The organism is Pseudomonas sp. A6 (genome assembly GCF_052367875.1).
GTDB lineage: Bacteria > Pseudomonadota > Gammaproteobacteria > Pseudomonadales > Pseudomonadaceae > Pseudomonas > Pseudomonas citronellolis.
Genome location: NZ_CP198970.1, coordinates 6989088 through 7002730, shown reverse-complemented (window position 1 = coordinate 7002730; position 13643 = coordinate 6989088). Strand labels below are relative to the sequence as shown.

Here is a 13643-nt window from a genome sequence, read left to right as displayed (position 1 = left end):
CTTTCCCAACCCCTGCGGCTTATTCGGTCTCGGCGGGCGGCGTGAGTCTGGCTTCCAGTTCGGCGACCTTGGCTTCCAGCGCCTCCAGGCGGGCGCGGGTGCGGGCGAGCACCACCATCTGGCTGTCGAACTCGTCGCGGCTGACCAGGTCGAGCTTGCCGAAGGCGCTCTGCAGCAGGACCTTGAACTGCGCCTCCAGCTCGGCGCGGGGCAGCGGCGATTCACCGCCGAAGAGGCGGCTGGCCTGTTGGCCGAGGGCGTCGAGGAAGGCTTTGGGCGGCAGCATGGCGAGGGTTTCCGGTTGGGACTGGGTGGGGAGTCTATCACGCTGCCCGGTGCCGCTGGCGCGGACCGGGCAGCCGCCGCGAGTGCCCCGCGCTAGCGCGGGGGATCGGCCTGGGCCGTGGACAGGTCCGCGAAGACCTTGGCGAACATGGGCGCCAGGAGCCGGCTGCCCGCCGCGTTCAGGTGGTTGTCGTCGGCGTAGTAGGCCTGTCCTTCCCGGCCGCCGTAGCATTGCCCTTCGTCGCACAGGTAGGGAAGCGGATCGAGAATCTGCACGCCGCAGGCTTCGCGGGCGCGGTCCTGCACGCTCCAGACGAAGCCGTTGCGCGCCTCGTAGTCGGCCCGGCTGAGGGTGACTTGCGGCGCCTTCCCCTGGAGCATCTTCCGGCTCATCACATCCGGTACGTCGACGCGCATTTCCGGTATCGGCCGCACCAGGTAGACCGGGCGCTGCCGCGCCAGGGCGCAGGCGTGGTCGATGTAGAGCCGGGCGAACGCCTCGAGCCATTCGCTGCTGGGCTCGTCCACGGGCGAGCTGATGTAGGCCTGCGGCCGGTTCTTGCGGTTCTGGTCGATGCCGTTGTAGCCCAGTGGGTAGACGGAGGTGCGGGTAACGATGATCAGTGGCACCCGGCCGGGCGCGTCGCCGAGTTCGGCCGGCAGCTGCCGGCGCAGGCGGTTGCAGGTGTCCTCCGGGTTGTCGCGCGGGTGCTCGCGGATGTGCAGCCCGGGGACCGGCAGGCAGGCTGGCGCGGCCCGCAGGTAGATGCCCTGGCCGGCGTCGGGCAGCGCGAGTTGCGCGGCGGTGACCACGGAGGCGGCGTGGCTGTCGCCGATGAGCATGGCCTGGATGTCCGGCCCGCCATACACGCAGCCCGCGCCCTTGCTCAGGCACTCCCCGTTGCGCGGCGTGCCCTGCAGAGCCTGTTCCCGCATCGCCAGGATGTCCGCGGGCATCCGTTGCGGGAAGCCTTTCGCCCTGACCACCACCTGCGCCAGGTAGCCGGCGAGGATCATCAGCCCGGCCAGGCCGGCCACGGCGAACGTTCGCCTGCTCGTGCTCAGCCAGCGTCGCGTCGGTCGTTCCACCAGCCGGTAGGAGAGTTCGCCCAGCAATAGCGTCAGCAGCAAGGCTGCGGCGATCCACAGGGGCGTTTGCCGGTGGCCGGCATGGAACAGCCAGGCCACCAGCGGCCAGTGCCACAGGTACAGGGAGTAGGAGCGCGTGCCCAGCCACTGGACGGCGCCATGGGTGCACCACGGCGAGGTTTCCCGCCGGGCCGCCAGCACCATGGCGGTTCCCAATGTCGGCAGCAGTGCCAGTGCGCCGGGCCAGGCGGCGGACTCGTCGAGCAGGAACACCGACGCCCCTATCAGCGCCAGGCCGCCGGCTTCCAGCAGGCGCCGCGCCGTCGCCGGGAGCCCGAGGTTCGAGCAGAGCAGGAAGCACAACCCGCCCAGGAGCATTTCCCAGGCGCGGGCGGGCAGAAGGTAGAAAGCCTTTTGCGGATGGCTGGCGGTCAGCGTGATGCACAGCGCCAGCGAGCAGGAGAACAGCGCCAGGTGCACGCTCACGAGCGTGCCGCGCCGGGGCAGCAGCTTCCAGGCGAGGGCGAGGATGAGCGGCAACGCCAGGTAGAACTGCCATTCGACGGACAGCGACCAGGTGTGCAGCAGCCATTTCGCCTGGCTGGCGCTGTCGAAGTAGCCGGCTTCCTTCAGATACAGGTGATTGGACAGGAAGGCCAGGGACTGTCGGGCGTGCCGGCCGAGGGTCTTGTAGTCGTTCGGTGCCAGCAGCAGCCAGCCGACGGCCAGCACGACCGCGCAGACCACCAGCAACGCCGGAAGGATGCGCCTGGCCCGGGCCCAGTAGAACGCCAGGACGGAGAAGTCGTTGCGTTGCAGGCCCGTGCCGATGATCCCCGCCATGAGGTAGCCGGAGAGCACGAAGAACACGTCCACGCCGACGAATCCGCCGGCCAGTCCGCCGACGTCGAAGTGATAGAGGATGACCGCGACCACCGCCAGGGCGCGCAGGCCGTTGATGTCCTGCCTGAAGTGGTTGGCGGGCGTGGGGGTTGCCTGGCCGGGCCAGGCGCGGCGGCTGGGGAGAAGGCTCATCGCTGGTTGTCCGCAAATCGGCGAAAGATAGGTCTTTCGACTCCTGCGGCGACGCCCGCTCGGATACTGAGGAACTTGCCTTCAGGCTTTCGGAAAATCCCTTCGGATAGATGGCCCTGGTCCAGCGCTGGTCGAGCCTCTTCCCTATGGCGCCGCCCGGATGGCCCTGGTCGGCCCCCGCGTTGGCCGGAAAAAGCAGGGCGCTGCACGATTTTTGCGCAGGCATGGCGGCAGGACTGCCCGGTTCTGGTGCGCGACATGGCACCCGGCCATCGCCCGGCGCGCGGTGTTTTTCGCTAAGCGGCTGAATCGCCGGGCTTTTCGCCGAGCTGGCAAGCTTCCTGCTTTGGGGCTGGCATAGCGTGCACCGATGCAGGTCCGGTGCGGCTGGCGGAGCTGACGAGCGCTTCGCGGGAAGCGGCTGGAAGAGGTCGGAGTGCTGAGGTAGGGCGGCCGGCGCGTTACAAAGCCAGACACTGCGCTTAGACTTGTCCCCGGGTTCGTTTTCCTGGGGCGAGTCCACCAAAACACGGGAGAGAGTTTCATGAAGCTAGTCACAGCCATCATCAAGCCGTTCAAGCTCGACGACGTGCGCGAGTCGCTGTCCGAGATCGGCGTGCAGGGCATCACTGTGACCGAAGTCAAGGGCTTCGGCCGGCAGAAGGGGCACACCGAGCTGTACCGTGGTGCGGAGTACGTCGTCGACTTCCTGCCCAAGGTGAAGATCGACGTGGCCATCGCCGACGACCAGCTGGACCGCGTCATCGAAGCCATCACCAAGGCCGCCAACACCGGCAAGATCGGCGACGGCAAGATTTTCGTCGTGAATCTGGAACAGGCGATCCGCATCCGTACCGGCGAGACCGGTACCGACGCCATCTAAGCCAACCGAACCCCACCGCCCCAGGAGAAACAACAATGACTCTGCGCAAGTTCGCAGGGCTAGGAGCCCTTTTGTCCCTCGCAATGCCTGGCCTGGCCATGGCGGACGAAGCTGCGGCCCCGGTCCTGAACAGTGGTGACACCGCCTGGATGCTGATTTCCAGCGCCCTGGTGCTGATGATGACCATCCCCGGCCTGGCCCTGTTCTACGGCGGCATGGTGCGCGCCAAGAACGTCCTGTCGATCATGATGCAGTGCTTCGCCATCACCGCCCTGATCAGCATCCTGTGGGTCGTCTACGGCTACAGCCTGGCCTTCGACACCGTCGGCATGGAGAAGGGCGTGATCAACTTCGCCTCCTTCGTCGGCGGCTTCGACAAGGCCTTCCTCAGCGGCCTGACCAGCGAAGGCCTGACCTCCGCCGCCGCGCTGTTCCCGGAAAGCGTCTTCGTGATGTTCCAGATGACCTTCGCGATCATCACCCCGGCGCTGATCGTCGGCGCCTTCGCCGAGCGCATGAAGTTCTCCGCGCTGCTGATCTTCACCGGCCTGTGGTTCACCCTGGTCTACGCCCCCATCGCGCACATGGTCTGGAGCGGCGACGGCGGCCTGCTGTGGGACTGGGGCGTGCTGGACTTCGCCGGCGGCACCGTGGTGCACATCAACGCTGGTGTGGCCGGCCTGGTGGCCTGCCTGGTGATGGGCAAGCGCAAGGGCTACCCGACCGCCGCCATGGCTCCGCACAACCTGGGCTACACCCTGGTCGGCGCGGCCCTGCTGTGGGTGGGCTGGTTCGGCTTCAACGCCGGTTCCGCCGCCGCCGCCAACGGCACCGCCGGCATGGCCATGCTGGTGACCCAGATCGCCACCGCCGCCGCTGCCCTGGGCTGGATGTTCGCCGAGTGGATCACCCACGGTAAGCCGAGCGCCCTGGGCATCGCTTCGGGCGTGGTCGCCGGCCTCGTGGCTGTCACCCCGGCCGCCGGCACCTGCGGCCCGATGGGCGCCATCATCCTCGGCCTGGCTGCCGGCGTGATCTGCTTCTTCGCCGCCACCAGCCTGAAGCGCGCCATCGGCTACGACGACTCCCTGGACGCCTTCGGCGTGCACGCCGTCGGCGGCATCGTCGGCGCCCTGCTGACCGGCGTGTTCGCAGCGCCGGCCCTGGGTGGCTTCGGCACCGTCACCGACATTGGCGCCCAACTGTTCATCCAGTTCAAGGGCGTGGCCTTCACCATCGTCTACACCGGGATCGTCAGCTTCGTGATCCTCAAGGTGCTGGACCTGGTCATCGGCCTGCGCGTCACCGAAGAAGAAGAAACCGTGGGCCTGGACCTGGCCCTGCACAACGAGCGCGGCTACAACCTGTAAGGTTCGCGCGAGTTCGACGAAGGGCGCCTACGGGCGCCCTTTGTTTTTTTCTGCGCTTCGCTAGAATGCGCCCGCATCGGTAGCCAATCGGAGGCTTCGCCATGTGGCAGCAGACCCTGATCACCCTGCGCCCGCGGTCGCGCGGTTTCCACCTGGTCACCGACGAGGTGCTGGCGGCATTGCCGGACCTGGCGCGCTGCCGGGTCGGCCTGCTGCACCTGCTGTTGCAGCACACCTCGGCGTCGCTGACGCTGAACGAGAATGCCGACCCCTCGGTACGGCGGGACTTCGAGCGATTCTTCAATCGCCTGGTGCCGCAGGACGAGGGTGGCTACGAGCACGATTACGAAGGGCCGGACGACTTGCCCGCGCACTTCAAGGCCAGCCTGCTGGGCTGCCAGCTGACCCTGCCGGTCAGCGCCGGGAGGCTGGCGCTGGGCACCTGGCAGGGCGTCTACCTGGGCGAGCACCGCGATCACGGCGGGCCGCGCAAGGTGCTGGCGACCCTGCAGGGCGAGGCTCTGTGAATTTTTTCCGGCAGCGTTCGTCAAAGCGCGCGGCTGGGCTATAACTAACCTGCTTTGCAGCACCACGAGGTTGAATAATGAGCGACGAAGAACTGGAACAAGACGAGCTGGAAAGTGGCGACGAGGACGACGGCGAAGAGCTGGCCGCGGCTGACGATGGCGACGCCGAAGGCGAAGCCGACGAGGCCCCGGCTTCCTCTGGTGGCGGCAAGAAAGCCAAGGCAGCCGTAGAGGAAGAGGAACTGCCCTCGGTGGAGGCCAAGCAGAAGGAGCGTGATGCGCTGGCCAAGGCGATGGAGGACTTCCTCTCTCGCGGTGGCAAGGTGCAGGAAATCGAGCCCAACGTGGTCGCCGACCCGCCGAAGAAGCCGGACAGCAAATACGGCAGCCGGCCCATCTGAGGGCGGCGACGTCGTGAAGAGGCTCGCCCTCCCCGGAAGGGGAGCGGCGGGCTTTTTCTTTGTGGTGGCCTGTTGGGGCGGGTCGGTGGGGGGCGTTCCTGCAGGTGCGGCTTTTCGTAGGAGCGAGCTTGCTCGCGAATGGGGTTTGCCGGGGGCGTAGGTGTTGGGGTTAAGAGCGCCCTCTCCCCAGCCCTCTCCCTGAAGGGAGAGGGGGCTGTTCGGAGTGGATGGGGAGTTTGGAGTCAGCCTGGAACGCCTAACCCCACCCTGTCATTCCCGCGGACGCGGGAAACCAGGGTTCGCGAGCAAGCTCGCTCCTACGAAAAGCAAAAGCAAAAGCAAAAGCAAAAGCGCGTTTGCTCTTGGATTTCCAGAGGAATATCCGCGCGCACCGGAGTGCCCCTTCAGAAGGCCGAGCGAAACCCCCGCTCAGGAGGTCATGCGACATGGATGTCGCGAGAGCCCCGCGGGCTACAGGGACGTACCCTCGGGGCGGGCCTCCGTGGCGGGGGAATTCGTGAGGGTAGCCCGGCTCCATCGGGCCCGTATGTTGGGGCAAGCCTTTTTGGTTCCTTTTTGCGGGGGTGGCCTTCCACCGTTTGACAAAAGGGACTCGCCCGAGGGGGCGAAACGAGAGACATCAGCGCACTCGGAGCGGCGCGCTACACCGAGCCCAACCCAAAAGTCTCTGGGTTATTCCCCTTCGGGCCAGCGCAAGCGCTGTTCGCGATGGAGCCGCGTCCCGCGTTCGCGGGAATGACGGGGTTGGGTTGGGTGCAAGAGACCAAAGTTCGCAAACCAAGCCTTAGCCCCATCCCAAATGAAAAAATGCCGTTTCTCCCAGCCAGGGAAACGGTATTTTTTCTTAAGGGAACGACACCGCGCTCCCACGAGGAGCATTTCGATTACAGCCGCGCCAGCACCCCGGGCAGTTCCGCGAGGCTGTGGATGATCGCGCTGGGCGCTTCCTCGCCCTCCCAGGCCTTGCGCGCCGGGTTGAACCAGATGGCCTGCAGGCCGGCGCGACGGGCGCCGGCGATATCGTCGCTGGGGTGGTCGCCGATGTGCACCGCCTGCTGCGGCTCAACGCCAGCGCGCTTGAGCGCTTCCTGGAAGGGCTTCGGGTCGGGCTTGCCGATGCCCAGCTCCTCGGCGCACAGGGCGAACTGGAAGTAGTCGGCCAGCCCCAGGCGGCGCACGTCGGCGTTGCCATTGGTGAGCACGCCGAGGATGAAGCGGTTGGCCAGGGCCTCCAGGGTCGGGTGCACCTCGGGGAACAGGCTGACCTGGTGGCGCGCATGGAGGAAGACCTGGAAGCCGGCCTCGGCCAGGTCCGCCGCTTCCGCCTGTGGATAACCGGCGTCGAGCAGGGCGTGCAGGAGGATGCGCCGGCGCAGCTCGCTCAGGCGGTGCCTGAGCATTGGGTCCTGCTGCATCAGCCGCGCGCGGATCTCCCACAGATGCTCGATGGGCACCGGGCCCAGTTGCGCGGCGTTCGCCGCCAGCCATTCGCGCAGGGTGGCCTCGGCGCTGTTCATCACCGGGGCGACGTCCCAGAGGGTGTCGTCGAGGTCGAAGGTGACCAGCCGGATGCTCATTCCTCGGCTCCTGTATCGGTATCGCGTTTGACGCGCCTGGCCCGCGGGTGGGCGTTGTCGTAGACCTTGGCCAGGTGCTGGAAGTCCAGGTGGGTGTAGATCTGCGTGGTGGCGATGTCGGCGTGGCCGAGCAGTTCCTGCACCGCGCGCAGGTCCTGGGAGGATTCCAGGATATGGCTGGCGAAGGAATGCCGCAGCATGTGCGGGTGCAGGTGCTGGCCCAGCTCGCGCACGCCGGCCTGGCGCACCCGCAGCTGCACGGCGCGCGGCGTCAGGCGCTTGCCGCTGTGGCCGACGAACAGCGCGCGGTCGGCCGGGCGGACCATCTCGCGCAGCGGCAGCCAGTCCTCGATGGCCTTGCGCGCGGCGCGCCCCACCGGCAGTTCGCGGACCTTGTTGCCCTTGCCGAGTACCCGCACCAGCCCGGCGGACAGGTCCAGGCCGTCGAGGTCCAGGCCGACCAGCTCGGACAGGCGCAGGCCGGAGGAATAGAACAGCTCCAGCATGGCCTGGTCGCGGCGGGCGATGAAGTCGTCCTCCAGGGCGCCGTCGAGCAGTTGCCCGGCGCGGTCGGCGTCGAGGGTGCGCGGCAGCTTGCGCGCGGCCTTGGGCGCGGCCAGGCCGTCGGCGGGGTTGTGCCGGCAACGGCCCTCGCGGATCAGGTACTGGTAGAGCCCGCGCACCGCCGAGAGCAGCCGCGCCAGGCTGCGGCTGGCCAGGCCCTGGGCGTGCAGGCGGGCGACCTGCGCGCGCAGCTCGCGCACCTGCAGGTCGGCCCAGTCGGCGATGCCGTTCTTCTCGCACAGCGCAACGACCTTGAGCAGGTCGCGCCGGTAGCCGGCGAGGGTATGCGCGGACACCTGGCGCTCGCTGCGCAGGTGTTCGAGGAAGGCATCGATGTCAGCTACAAGCTTCAAGCTTCAAGCTCCAAGTGAAAAGCCCGGCTTCCACCGCGTTGCCTTGCTTGCGGCTTGAAACTTGAGGCTTGCCGCTGCCTGGCTAGCGTACCGACCGCAGCGGCGCGGAGAAGCGCGGCAGGACGCGGGCCAGGACCTCGGCCACGTAGCCGAGGAACAGGGTGCCGAGGGAGCTCTTGTAGTGCTGCGGGTCCGGGCTGCCGATGGCCAGCACGCCGTGCAGGCCTTGGTAGTTCAGCGAGACCACCGCCGCCGAGCCGACGCCCTCGCGCTCGGCTTCGCCGAACAGGAAGGCCAGCTCGTGGGGGCGCAGCACGCCGCAGACGGTCTTGCCGCCGGAGAGCAGGCCGCCGATGGCCTGGTGCGCCTCGGCGCTGCTCACCGAGCGGCCCACCGGCAGGTTGTTGTCGCTGAACAGGATGAAGCTGACGTAGGGCACCTGGAATTCGTGGCGCAGGCTGTCTTCCACGGTGCTGACCACTTCCTCCAGGCTGGTGGCGTCGAGCAGGTCGAGCACCAGGCGGCGGGTCTTGTCGAACAGCCGGTCGTTGTCGCGGGCCACGTCCATCAGTTGCGCCAGGCGATGGCGCATCTCGATGTTGCGTTCGCGCAGCAGGCGCACCTGGCGCTCCACCAGCGAGACGGCGCTGCCGCTCTCGTGGGGGATGCGCATCTCCGGGATCAGCTCGTCGTGCTCGACGAAGAATTCAGGATGCTCGCGCAGGTACTCGGCGACCTGTTCGGCATCCAGCGGCGGGCGGTGTTCCGGGCTGTTCTCGGTCATGGGCGTCTCGGCTTGGCGTCTCGGGTTACAGGCGGACCTGGCCTTCGTACACCCGCACGGCGGGCCCGGTCATCATAACCGGCTGGCCGGGGCCTGCCCACTCGATGTTCAGGCGGCCGCCCGGCAGGTCGATCTGCACCGGCGAGCGCAGCCAGCCCTGGCGGATGCCGGCCACCGCGGCGGCGCAGGCGCCGGTGCCGCAGGCCAGGGTCTCGCCGACGCCGCGCTCCCACACGCGCAGGCGCGCATGGTTGGCGTCGAGCACCTGGAGGAAGCCGATGTTGGCCTTGGCCGGGAAACGCGGGTGCACCTCCAACTGCGGGCCCAGGGTACGCACCGGGGCGCTGTCGACGTCGTCCACCCGCAGCACGCCGTGGGGGTTGCCCATGGAGACGGCGGCCAGCTCGACGGTCTGCCCGTCGACTTCCACGGCGTAGCTGGTGGCTTCGGCGTCGGCGACGAAGGGCACCTGTTCCGGCGCCAGGCGCGGCGCGCCCATGTCCACGGTGACCTGGCCGTCGTTGGCGACGCTGAGCTCGATGATGCCGCCCTTGGTCTCGACGCGGATGGTCTTCTTCATGGTCAGGCGCTTGTCCAGCACGAAGCGGGCGAAGCAGCGCGCGCCGTTGCCGCACTGTTCCACTTCGCTGCCGTCGGCGTTGAAGATGCGGTAGCGGAAGTCGACCTCGGGGCTGCCCGGCGGCTCGACGATCAGCAGCTGGTCGAAGCCGACGCCGGTGTTGCGGTCGCCCCAGGTCTTGACGTGGCGGGGCAGCACGTGGGCGTGCTGGCTGACCAGGTCGAGGACCATGAAGTCATTGCCCAGCCCGTGCATCTTGGTGAAGCGCAGTAGCATGGTTTCGGCCTCACTCCGGCAGCAGGCTTTCGCCGGCGTAAAGCTCCTGGACGGTCTCGCGGCGGCGCACCTCGAAGGCCCGCTCGCCATCCACCAGCACCTCGGCGGCGCGGCCGCGGGTGTTGTAGTTGGAACTCATGACGAAACCATAGGCGCCGGCCGAGCGCACCGCCAGCAGGTCGCCTTCCTCCAGGGCCAGCTCGCGGCCCTTGGCGAGGAAGTCGCCGGTCTCGCAGATGGGGCCGACCAGGTCGTAGGTACGCTTGGCGCCGCTGCGCTCGCGCACCGCGGTGACGTCCATCCAGGCCTGGTACAGCGCCGGGCGGATCAGGTCGTTCATCGCCGCGTCGATGATGGCGAAGTCCTTGTGCGCGGTGTGCTTGAGGTACTCCACGCGGGTCAGCAGCAGGCCGGCGTTGGCCACGATGTAGCGGCCCGGCTCGAACACCAGGGTCAGCGCGCGGCTGCCCAGGCGCTCGCGGATGGCGCGGATGTAGTCGCTGGCCGGCGGCGGGGTTTCGTCGCGGTAGCGCACGCCCAGGCCGCCGCCCAGGTCCAGGTGGCGGATCAGGATGCCGCGCGCGGCCAGGCGGTCGACCAGCGCCAGCAGGCGGTCGAGGGCGTCGAGGAAGGGCTCCAGCTGGGTCAGCTGCGAGCCGATGTGGCAGTCCACGCCTTTCACTTCCAGGTTCGGCAGCTCGGCGGCGCGGGCGTAGATGGCCTCGGCCTCGTCGATGTCGACGCCGAACTTGTTCTCTTTCAGCCCGGTGGAGATGTAGGGGTGGGTCTGGGCGTCCACGTCCGGGTTCACCCGCAGCGACACGGGGGCCTTCACGCCCAGTTCCGCGGCCACTTCCTGCAGGCGCTCCAGCTCCACGGCGGATTCGACGTTGAAGCAGTGCACGCCCACTTGCAGGGCGCGGTGCATGTCGTCGCGGCTCTTGCCGACGCCGGAGAACACCACCTTGGCCGGGTCGCCGCCGGCGGCCAGCACGCGTTCCAGCTCGCCGCGCGAGACGATGTCGAAGCCCGAGCCCAGGCGCGCCAGGACATTCAGCACGGCCAGGTTGGAGTTGGCCTTGACCGCGAAGCAGACCAGGTGCGGCAGGCCCTGCAGGGCGTCGGTATAGGAACGGAACTGCTGCTCGATGTGAGCGCGCGAATAGACGTAGGTGGGCGTGCCGAAGCGCTCGGCTAGCGCCGACAACGCCACGCCTTCCGCGAACAGTTGCCCGTCACGGACGTTGAATGCCTCCATGTGCTGCTCCCTTACAGACCGTAGCGGTCCTTGCTGTGCTTGCTTTGGGCTTGCTGGTCGTCCGGCAGGTACAGCGGGCCTTTCTGGCCGCAGCCGGCGAGCGCGGCGCTGAGCACGGCGAGCGCGACGAAGGGAAGAAGCAGTCGCTTCATGGCGGAATCCTTGTATTCAAAGCGTAATTGGACCGGAGTATACCGGCCCCCCGGCGCCTTGCCTATGCGAGTGGACTCCCGCCCGGCGGGCCTTCCAAAGGGGCTGGCGGGGGCTGCTCGCAGCGCGACGGCGCCTGTTCCAGCGCGAGTACGGCACCTACCTTGACCCCGTCGCGCGGATGGGCGGCGGCGCGCCGGAACAGTCCCGTCCCTTCGGGTTGCGCGGAAAATGTCGCCATGCGTCGTTGCGGGACTTGGCAAGGGGCGACCATTCCCGGCGTCCCGCGCCTAGCCTGACGACATTTTTCGCAGCAACGCGGTTTGCGATCAGCCCCCGCCAGCCCCTAGGATCTGACAGAAAAAACGGAGGACCCATGCAAGCCCCCGTCCCACTCGCCGGTTCCATTTCCATCGCCTACGTGCAGGGCCTGGTGGACCACCTCGAGCGTCGCGGCGTCGCGCCGCAACGGCTGCTGGCCGGCGTCCAGCTCGAGCCGTCGATCCTCGACCAGCGCGAGGCGCGCATCGCCGCCAGCGTCTATGTCGACCTGCTGGAGCTGGGCCTGGCGCTGAGCGGCGACGCCGACCTCGGCCTGCACCTGGGCGAGGCCGTGCGCCCCGGGCACTTCGGCGTGCTCGGCTACCTGCTGATGAGCTGCGCGACCCTCGGCGACGCCCTGCACCGCCAGGCGCGCTATGCGGAGCTGGTGGGCAGCCTGGGCCGCGTCGAGCTGGCCGACGAGCCGCCGCGCGCCGGCCACGAGCCGCTGGTGCGGCACAGCTGGGAGCCTTTGTTGCCACGCCAGCAGCGCCAGCTGGCGGAAGAGACCCTGGCCTGCTGGCTGCGCTTCGGCCACTGGATCAGCGGTTTGGAACAGGCGCCGGTGGAAGTGCGCTTCCGCCATCCGGCGCCGGCCGACACCACTGAGCACCGGCGCATCTTCCGCTGCCCGGTGCTGTTCGGCCAGGCGGACAACGCCCTGGTCTTCCCCCGGCGCCTGCTGGCGCTGCCCCTGGGCCAGGCCGACAGCCAGATCCAGCGCACCCTCGACGCCTACGCCGGGCGCCTGCTGGAAAGCATCCGCCGCGGCGAGGGCGTGCTCGAACGGGCCCGCCAGTGCCTGGCCGAGCGCCTGCCGGAGCAGGCCGTGGACCTGGAGGCCCTGGCCGGCGAGCTGGCCCTAAGCCCGCGCACCCTGCAGCGCCGCCTGCGCGACAGCGGCCTGTCGTTCAGCCGCCTGGTGGACGAGACGCGCCAGCAACTGGTGCTGCACCACCTGCGCGACCCGGCGCTGGAGCTGGCCGATGTCGCCAGCCTGGTCGGCTTCAGCGAGACCGGCTCGCTGGCGCGGGCCTTCCGCCGCTGGACGGGGCAGAGTCTCGGGCAATACCGGCGTACACTGCAGCCTTTGGCAGATTCCTGAGGACAATGCATGAGCAGCATGAGCGAAGCCCGTTTCCACGACCTCGTCGACGAGGTGCAGACCACGGTGGAAGACGCCTTCGATGACAGTGACCTGGACGTGGACCTGGAGAATTCCGGCGGCGTGCTCACCGTGCGCTTCGAGAACGGCAGCCAGTTGATCCTCAGCCGCCAGCCGGCGCTGCGCCAGCTGTGGGTGGCGGCGCGCTCCGGCGGTTTCCACTTCGACTACGACGAGTCCGGCAGCCTGTGGCTGAGCGACAGCACCCGCGAGCCGCTGGGCGCGCTGCTCAACCGGGCGACCCTCGAGCAGGCGGGCGCGGATGTCGAGTTCCCCGGCCTCTGAGGCGCCGGTCCCCTCGCCCTGCTGCCGGCGCTGTTGCCTGGACGAGGGCGATGTCTGCCTGGGCTGCGGCCGCAGCCTGGCGGAGATTCTCGAATGGAACGAGGCCGACGGCATGCGCCGGCGGCAGATAATCGAGGCCGCCCTGGCACGCCGCAAACCGCTGTGGCCGGGCCCCTGACCGGGTGGTCTTGCTTATTCGCGGTACTGTGTTAGTGTCCGCTGAAAACCCCGCCTTGGGCGGGGTTTTTCTTTTTTCGATCCACTGCCAAGGAGTCTGCCGGCCATCATGACCACCGCACCGTCCATCACCGTTACCCGTCTCGACCTGCAACGTCTGGAGCGCCTGCTCGACAGCCTGGAAGAGTACGGTCCCGCCGCCGAAGCGCTGGAAGCCGAGCTGTCCCGCGCCAACGTGGTCGGCCACGACGAGGTGCCGCCGGGCGTGGTGACCATGAATTCCAGCGTGCGCTGCCGCGAGGAAGGCAGCGGCAAGGAATACCTGCTGACCCTGGTCTACCCGGAAGACGCCGGTGGCGAAGGCAAGGTATCCATCCTCGCGCCGGTGGGCACCGCGCTGCTGGGCCTGACCGTCGGCCAGAGCATCGACTGGCCGGCCCCGGGCGGCAAGACCCTCAAGCTGAGCCTGCTGGACATCACTTATCAGCCAGAAGCCGCCGGCGACTACAACCGCTGAACGCCCGCCACGATCTGCTGCGCAC

At 68.4% G+C, this 13643-nt stretch carries 16 protein-coding genes; 8 read left to right on the top strand and 8 right to left on the bottom strand.

Going from position 1 to position 13643, the window contains the following annotated elements:
- Window positions 1-19 precede the first annotated feature (19 nt).
- Window positions 20-286, bottom strand: a complete 267-nt coding sequence (locus ACTWJ5_RS30805) for an accessory factor UbiK family protein (RefSeq protein WP_074983184.1) — start codon at window positions 284-286, stop codon at window positions 20-22.
- Window positions 287-378: 92 nt separating this feature from the next.
- Complete coding sequence (locus ACTWJ5_RS30800; RefSeq protein ID WP_444437149.1) at window positions 379-2409, bottom strand: acyltransferase family protein; 2031 nt, start codon at window positions 2407-2409, stop codon at window positions 379-381.
- A gap of 544 nt (window positions 2410-2953) precedes the next feature.
- Between ACTWJ5_RS30800 and glnK the strand changes: the two genes are divergently transcribed.
- The 4 genes from glnK (at window position 2954) to sutA (ending at window position 5590) form a co-directional block, all read left to right on the top strand.
- Window positions 2954-3292: a P-II family nitrogen regulator gene (glnK, locus tag ACTWJ5_RS30795; RefSeq protein WP_003457590.1), complete on the top strand. Its 339-nt coding sequence runs from the start codon at window positions 2954-2956 to the stop codon at window positions 3290-3292.
- 35 nt (window positions 3293-3327) lie between these two features.
- On the top strand, window positions 3328-4662 hold the full coding sequence (locus ACTWJ5_RS30790; protein ID WP_074983180.1) for an ammonium transporter: 1335 nt from the start codon (window positions 3328-3330) through the stop codon (window positions 4660-4662).
- Window positions 4663-4763: 101 nt separating this feature from the next.
- Window positions 4764-5189: a secondary thiamine-phosphate synthase enzyme YjbQ gene (locus ACTWJ5_RS30785; protein ID WP_253392411.1), complete on the top strand. Its 426-nt coding sequence runs from the start codon at window positions 4764-4766 to the stop codon at window positions 5187-5189.
- Window positions 5190-5266: 77 nt separating this feature from the next.
- Complete coding sequence (gene sutA / locus ACTWJ5_RS30780) at window positions 5267-5590, top strand: transcriptional regulator SutA (protein WP_116425168.1); 324 nt, start codon at window positions 5267-5269, stop codon at window positions 5588-5590.
- A gap of 905 nt (window positions 5591-6495) precedes the next feature.
- Here the strand turns inward: sutA and ACTWJ5_RS30775 are convergent.
- From ACTWJ5_RS30775 to lptM, 6 genes are all read right to left on the bottom strand, one after another.
- Window positions 6496-7188: an HAD family hydrolase gene (locus ACTWJ5_RS30775; RefSeq protein WP_261747362.1), complete on the bottom strand. Its 693-nt coding sequence runs from the start codon at window positions 7186-7188 to the stop codon at window positions 6496-6498.
- On the bottom strand, window positions 7185-8105 hold the full coding sequence (gene xerC, locus ACTWJ5_RS30770) for a tyrosine recombinase XerC (RefSeq protein WP_074983176.1): 921 nt from the start codon (window positions 8103-8105) through the stop codon (window positions 7185-7187). The genes ACTWJ5_RS30775 and xerC overlap by 4 nt, the downstream gene beginning before the upstream one ends.
- Before the next feature lie 82 nt (window positions 8106-8187).
- On the bottom strand, window positions 8188-8889 hold the full coding sequence (locus ACTWJ5_RS30765) for a DUF484 family protein (protein WP_074983174.1): 702 nt from the start codon (window positions 8887-8889) through the stop codon (window positions 8188-8190).
- A gap of 25 nt (window positions 8890-8914) precedes the next feature.
- On the bottom strand, window positions 8915-9745 hold the full coding sequence (dapF, locus tag ACTWJ5_RS30760) for a diaminopimelate epimerase (RefSeq protein ID WP_074983172.1): 831 nt from the start codon (window positions 9743-9745) through the stop codon (window positions 8915-8917).
- Window positions 9746-9755: 10 nt separating this feature from the next.
- The gene (gene lysA / locus ACTWJ5_RS30755) at window positions 9756-11003 is read right to left on the bottom strand and encodes a diaminopimelate decarboxylase (protein WP_249918422.1); all 1248 of its coding nucleotides are present in this window, start codon (window positions 11001-11003) and stop codon (window positions 9756-9758) included.
- A gap of 11 nt (window positions 11004-11014) precedes the next feature.
- Window positions 11015-11155: an LPS translocon maturation chaperone LptM gene (lptM, locus tag ACTWJ5_RS30750; protein ID WP_009614052.1), complete on the bottom strand. Its 141-nt coding sequence runs from the start codon at window positions 11153-11155 to the stop codon at window positions 11015-11017.
- 374 nt (window positions 11156-11529) lie between these two features.
- On the opposite strand from lptM, the gene ACTWJ5_RS30745 reads away from it, so the two are divergent.
- The 4 genes from ACTWJ5_RS30745 (at window position 11530) to rnk (ending at window position 13618) form a co-directional block, all read left to right on the top strand.
- Window positions 11530-12579: an AraC family transcriptional regulator gene (locus ACTWJ5_RS30745; protein WP_009614050.1), complete on the top strand. Its 1050-nt coding sequence runs from the start codon at window positions 11530-11532 to the stop codon at window positions 12577-12579.
- Window positions 12580-12588: 9 nt separating this feature from the next.
- Window positions 12589-12924 (top strand): iron donor protein CyaY, encoded by a 336-nt coding sequence (gene cyaY, locus ACTWJ5_RS30740; protein WP_064584849.1) that lies wholly within the window; start codon window positions 12589-12591, stop codon window positions 12922-12924.
- Entirely contained in the window at window positions 12902-13102 is a 201-nt protein-coding gene (locus ACTWJ5_RS30735) for a DUF1289 domain-containing protein (RefSeq protein WP_249918423.1), read from the top strand. Before cyaY ends, ACTWJ5_RS30735 begins: the two co-directional genes overlap by 23 nt.
- Before the next feature lie 108 nt (window positions 13103-13210).
- Window positions 13211-13618 carry a nucleoside diphosphate kinase regulator gene (gene rnk, locus ACTWJ5_RS30730; RefSeq protein ID WP_444437148.1) on the top strand — a complete coding sequence of 136 codons (408 nt, stop codon included), beginning with the start codon at window positions 13211-13213 and terminating at the stop codon, window positions 13616-13618.
- Window positions 13619-13643: the final 25 nt, after the last annotated feature.

Excerpts from the sequence above, each read along its gene's own strand:
- ACTWJ5_RS30805 (WP_074983184.1), bottom strand. The coding sequence starts at position 286 with ATGCTGCCGCCCAAAGCCTTCCTCGACGCCCTCGGCCAACAGGCCAGC.
- ACTWJ5_RS30800 (WP_444437149.1), bottom strand. The coding sequence starts at position 2,409 with ATGAGCCTTCTCCCCAGCCGCCGCGCCTGGCCCGGCCAGGCAACCCCC.
- glnK (WP_003457590.1), top strand. The coding sequence starts at position 2,954 with ATGAAGCTAGTCACAGCCATCATCAAGCCGTTCAAGCTCGACGACGTG.
- ACTWJ5_RS30790 (WP_074983180.1), top strand. The coding sequence starts at position 3,328 with ATGACTCTGCGCAAGTTCGCAGGGCTAGGAGCCCTTTTGTCCCTCGCA.
- ACTWJ5_RS30785 (WP_253392411.1), top strand. The coding sequence starts at position 4,764 with ATGTGGCAGCAGACCCTGATCACCCTGCGCCCGCGGTCGCGCGGTTTC.
- sutA (WP_116425168.1), top strand. The coding sequence starts at position 5,267 with ATGAGCGACGAAGAACTGGAACAAGACGAGCTGGAAAGTGGCGACGAG.
- ACTWJ5_RS30775 (WP_261747362.1), bottom strand. The coding sequence starts at position 7,188 with ATGAGCATCCGGCTGGTCACCTTCGACCTCGACGACACCCTCTGGGAC.
- ACTWJ5_RS30765 (WP_074983174.1), bottom strand. The coding sequence starts at position 8,889 with ATGACCGAGAACAGCCCGGAACACCGCCCGCCGCTGGATGCCGAACAG.
- dapF (WP_074983172.1), bottom strand. The coding sequence starts at position 9,745 with ATGCTACTGCGCTTCACCAAGATGCACGGGCTGGGCAATGACTTCATG.
- lysA (WP_249918422.1), bottom strand. The coding sequence starts at position 11,003 with ATGGAGGCATTCAACGTCCGTGACGGGCAACTGTTCGCGGAAGGCGTG.
- lptM (WP_009614052.1), bottom strand. The coding sequence starts at position 11,155 with ATGAAGCGACTGCTTCTTCCCTTCGTCGCGCTCGCCGTGCTCAGCGCC.
- ACTWJ5_RS30745 (WP_009614050.1), top strand. The coding sequence starts at position 11,530 with ATGCAAGCCCCCGTCCCACTCGCCGGTTCCATTTCCATCGCCTACGTG.
- cyaY (WP_064584849.1), top strand. The coding sequence starts at position 12,589 with ATGAGCAGCATGAGCGAAGCCCGTTTCCACGACCTCGTCGACGAGGTG.
- ACTWJ5_RS30735 (WP_249918423.1), top strand. The coding sequence starts at position 12,902 with ATGTCGAGTTCCCCGGCCTCTGAGGCGCCGGTCCCCTCGCCCTGCTGC.
- rnk (WP_444437148.1), top strand. The coding sequence starts at position 13,211 with ATGACCACCGCACCGTCCATCACCGTTACCCGTCTCGACCTGCAACGT.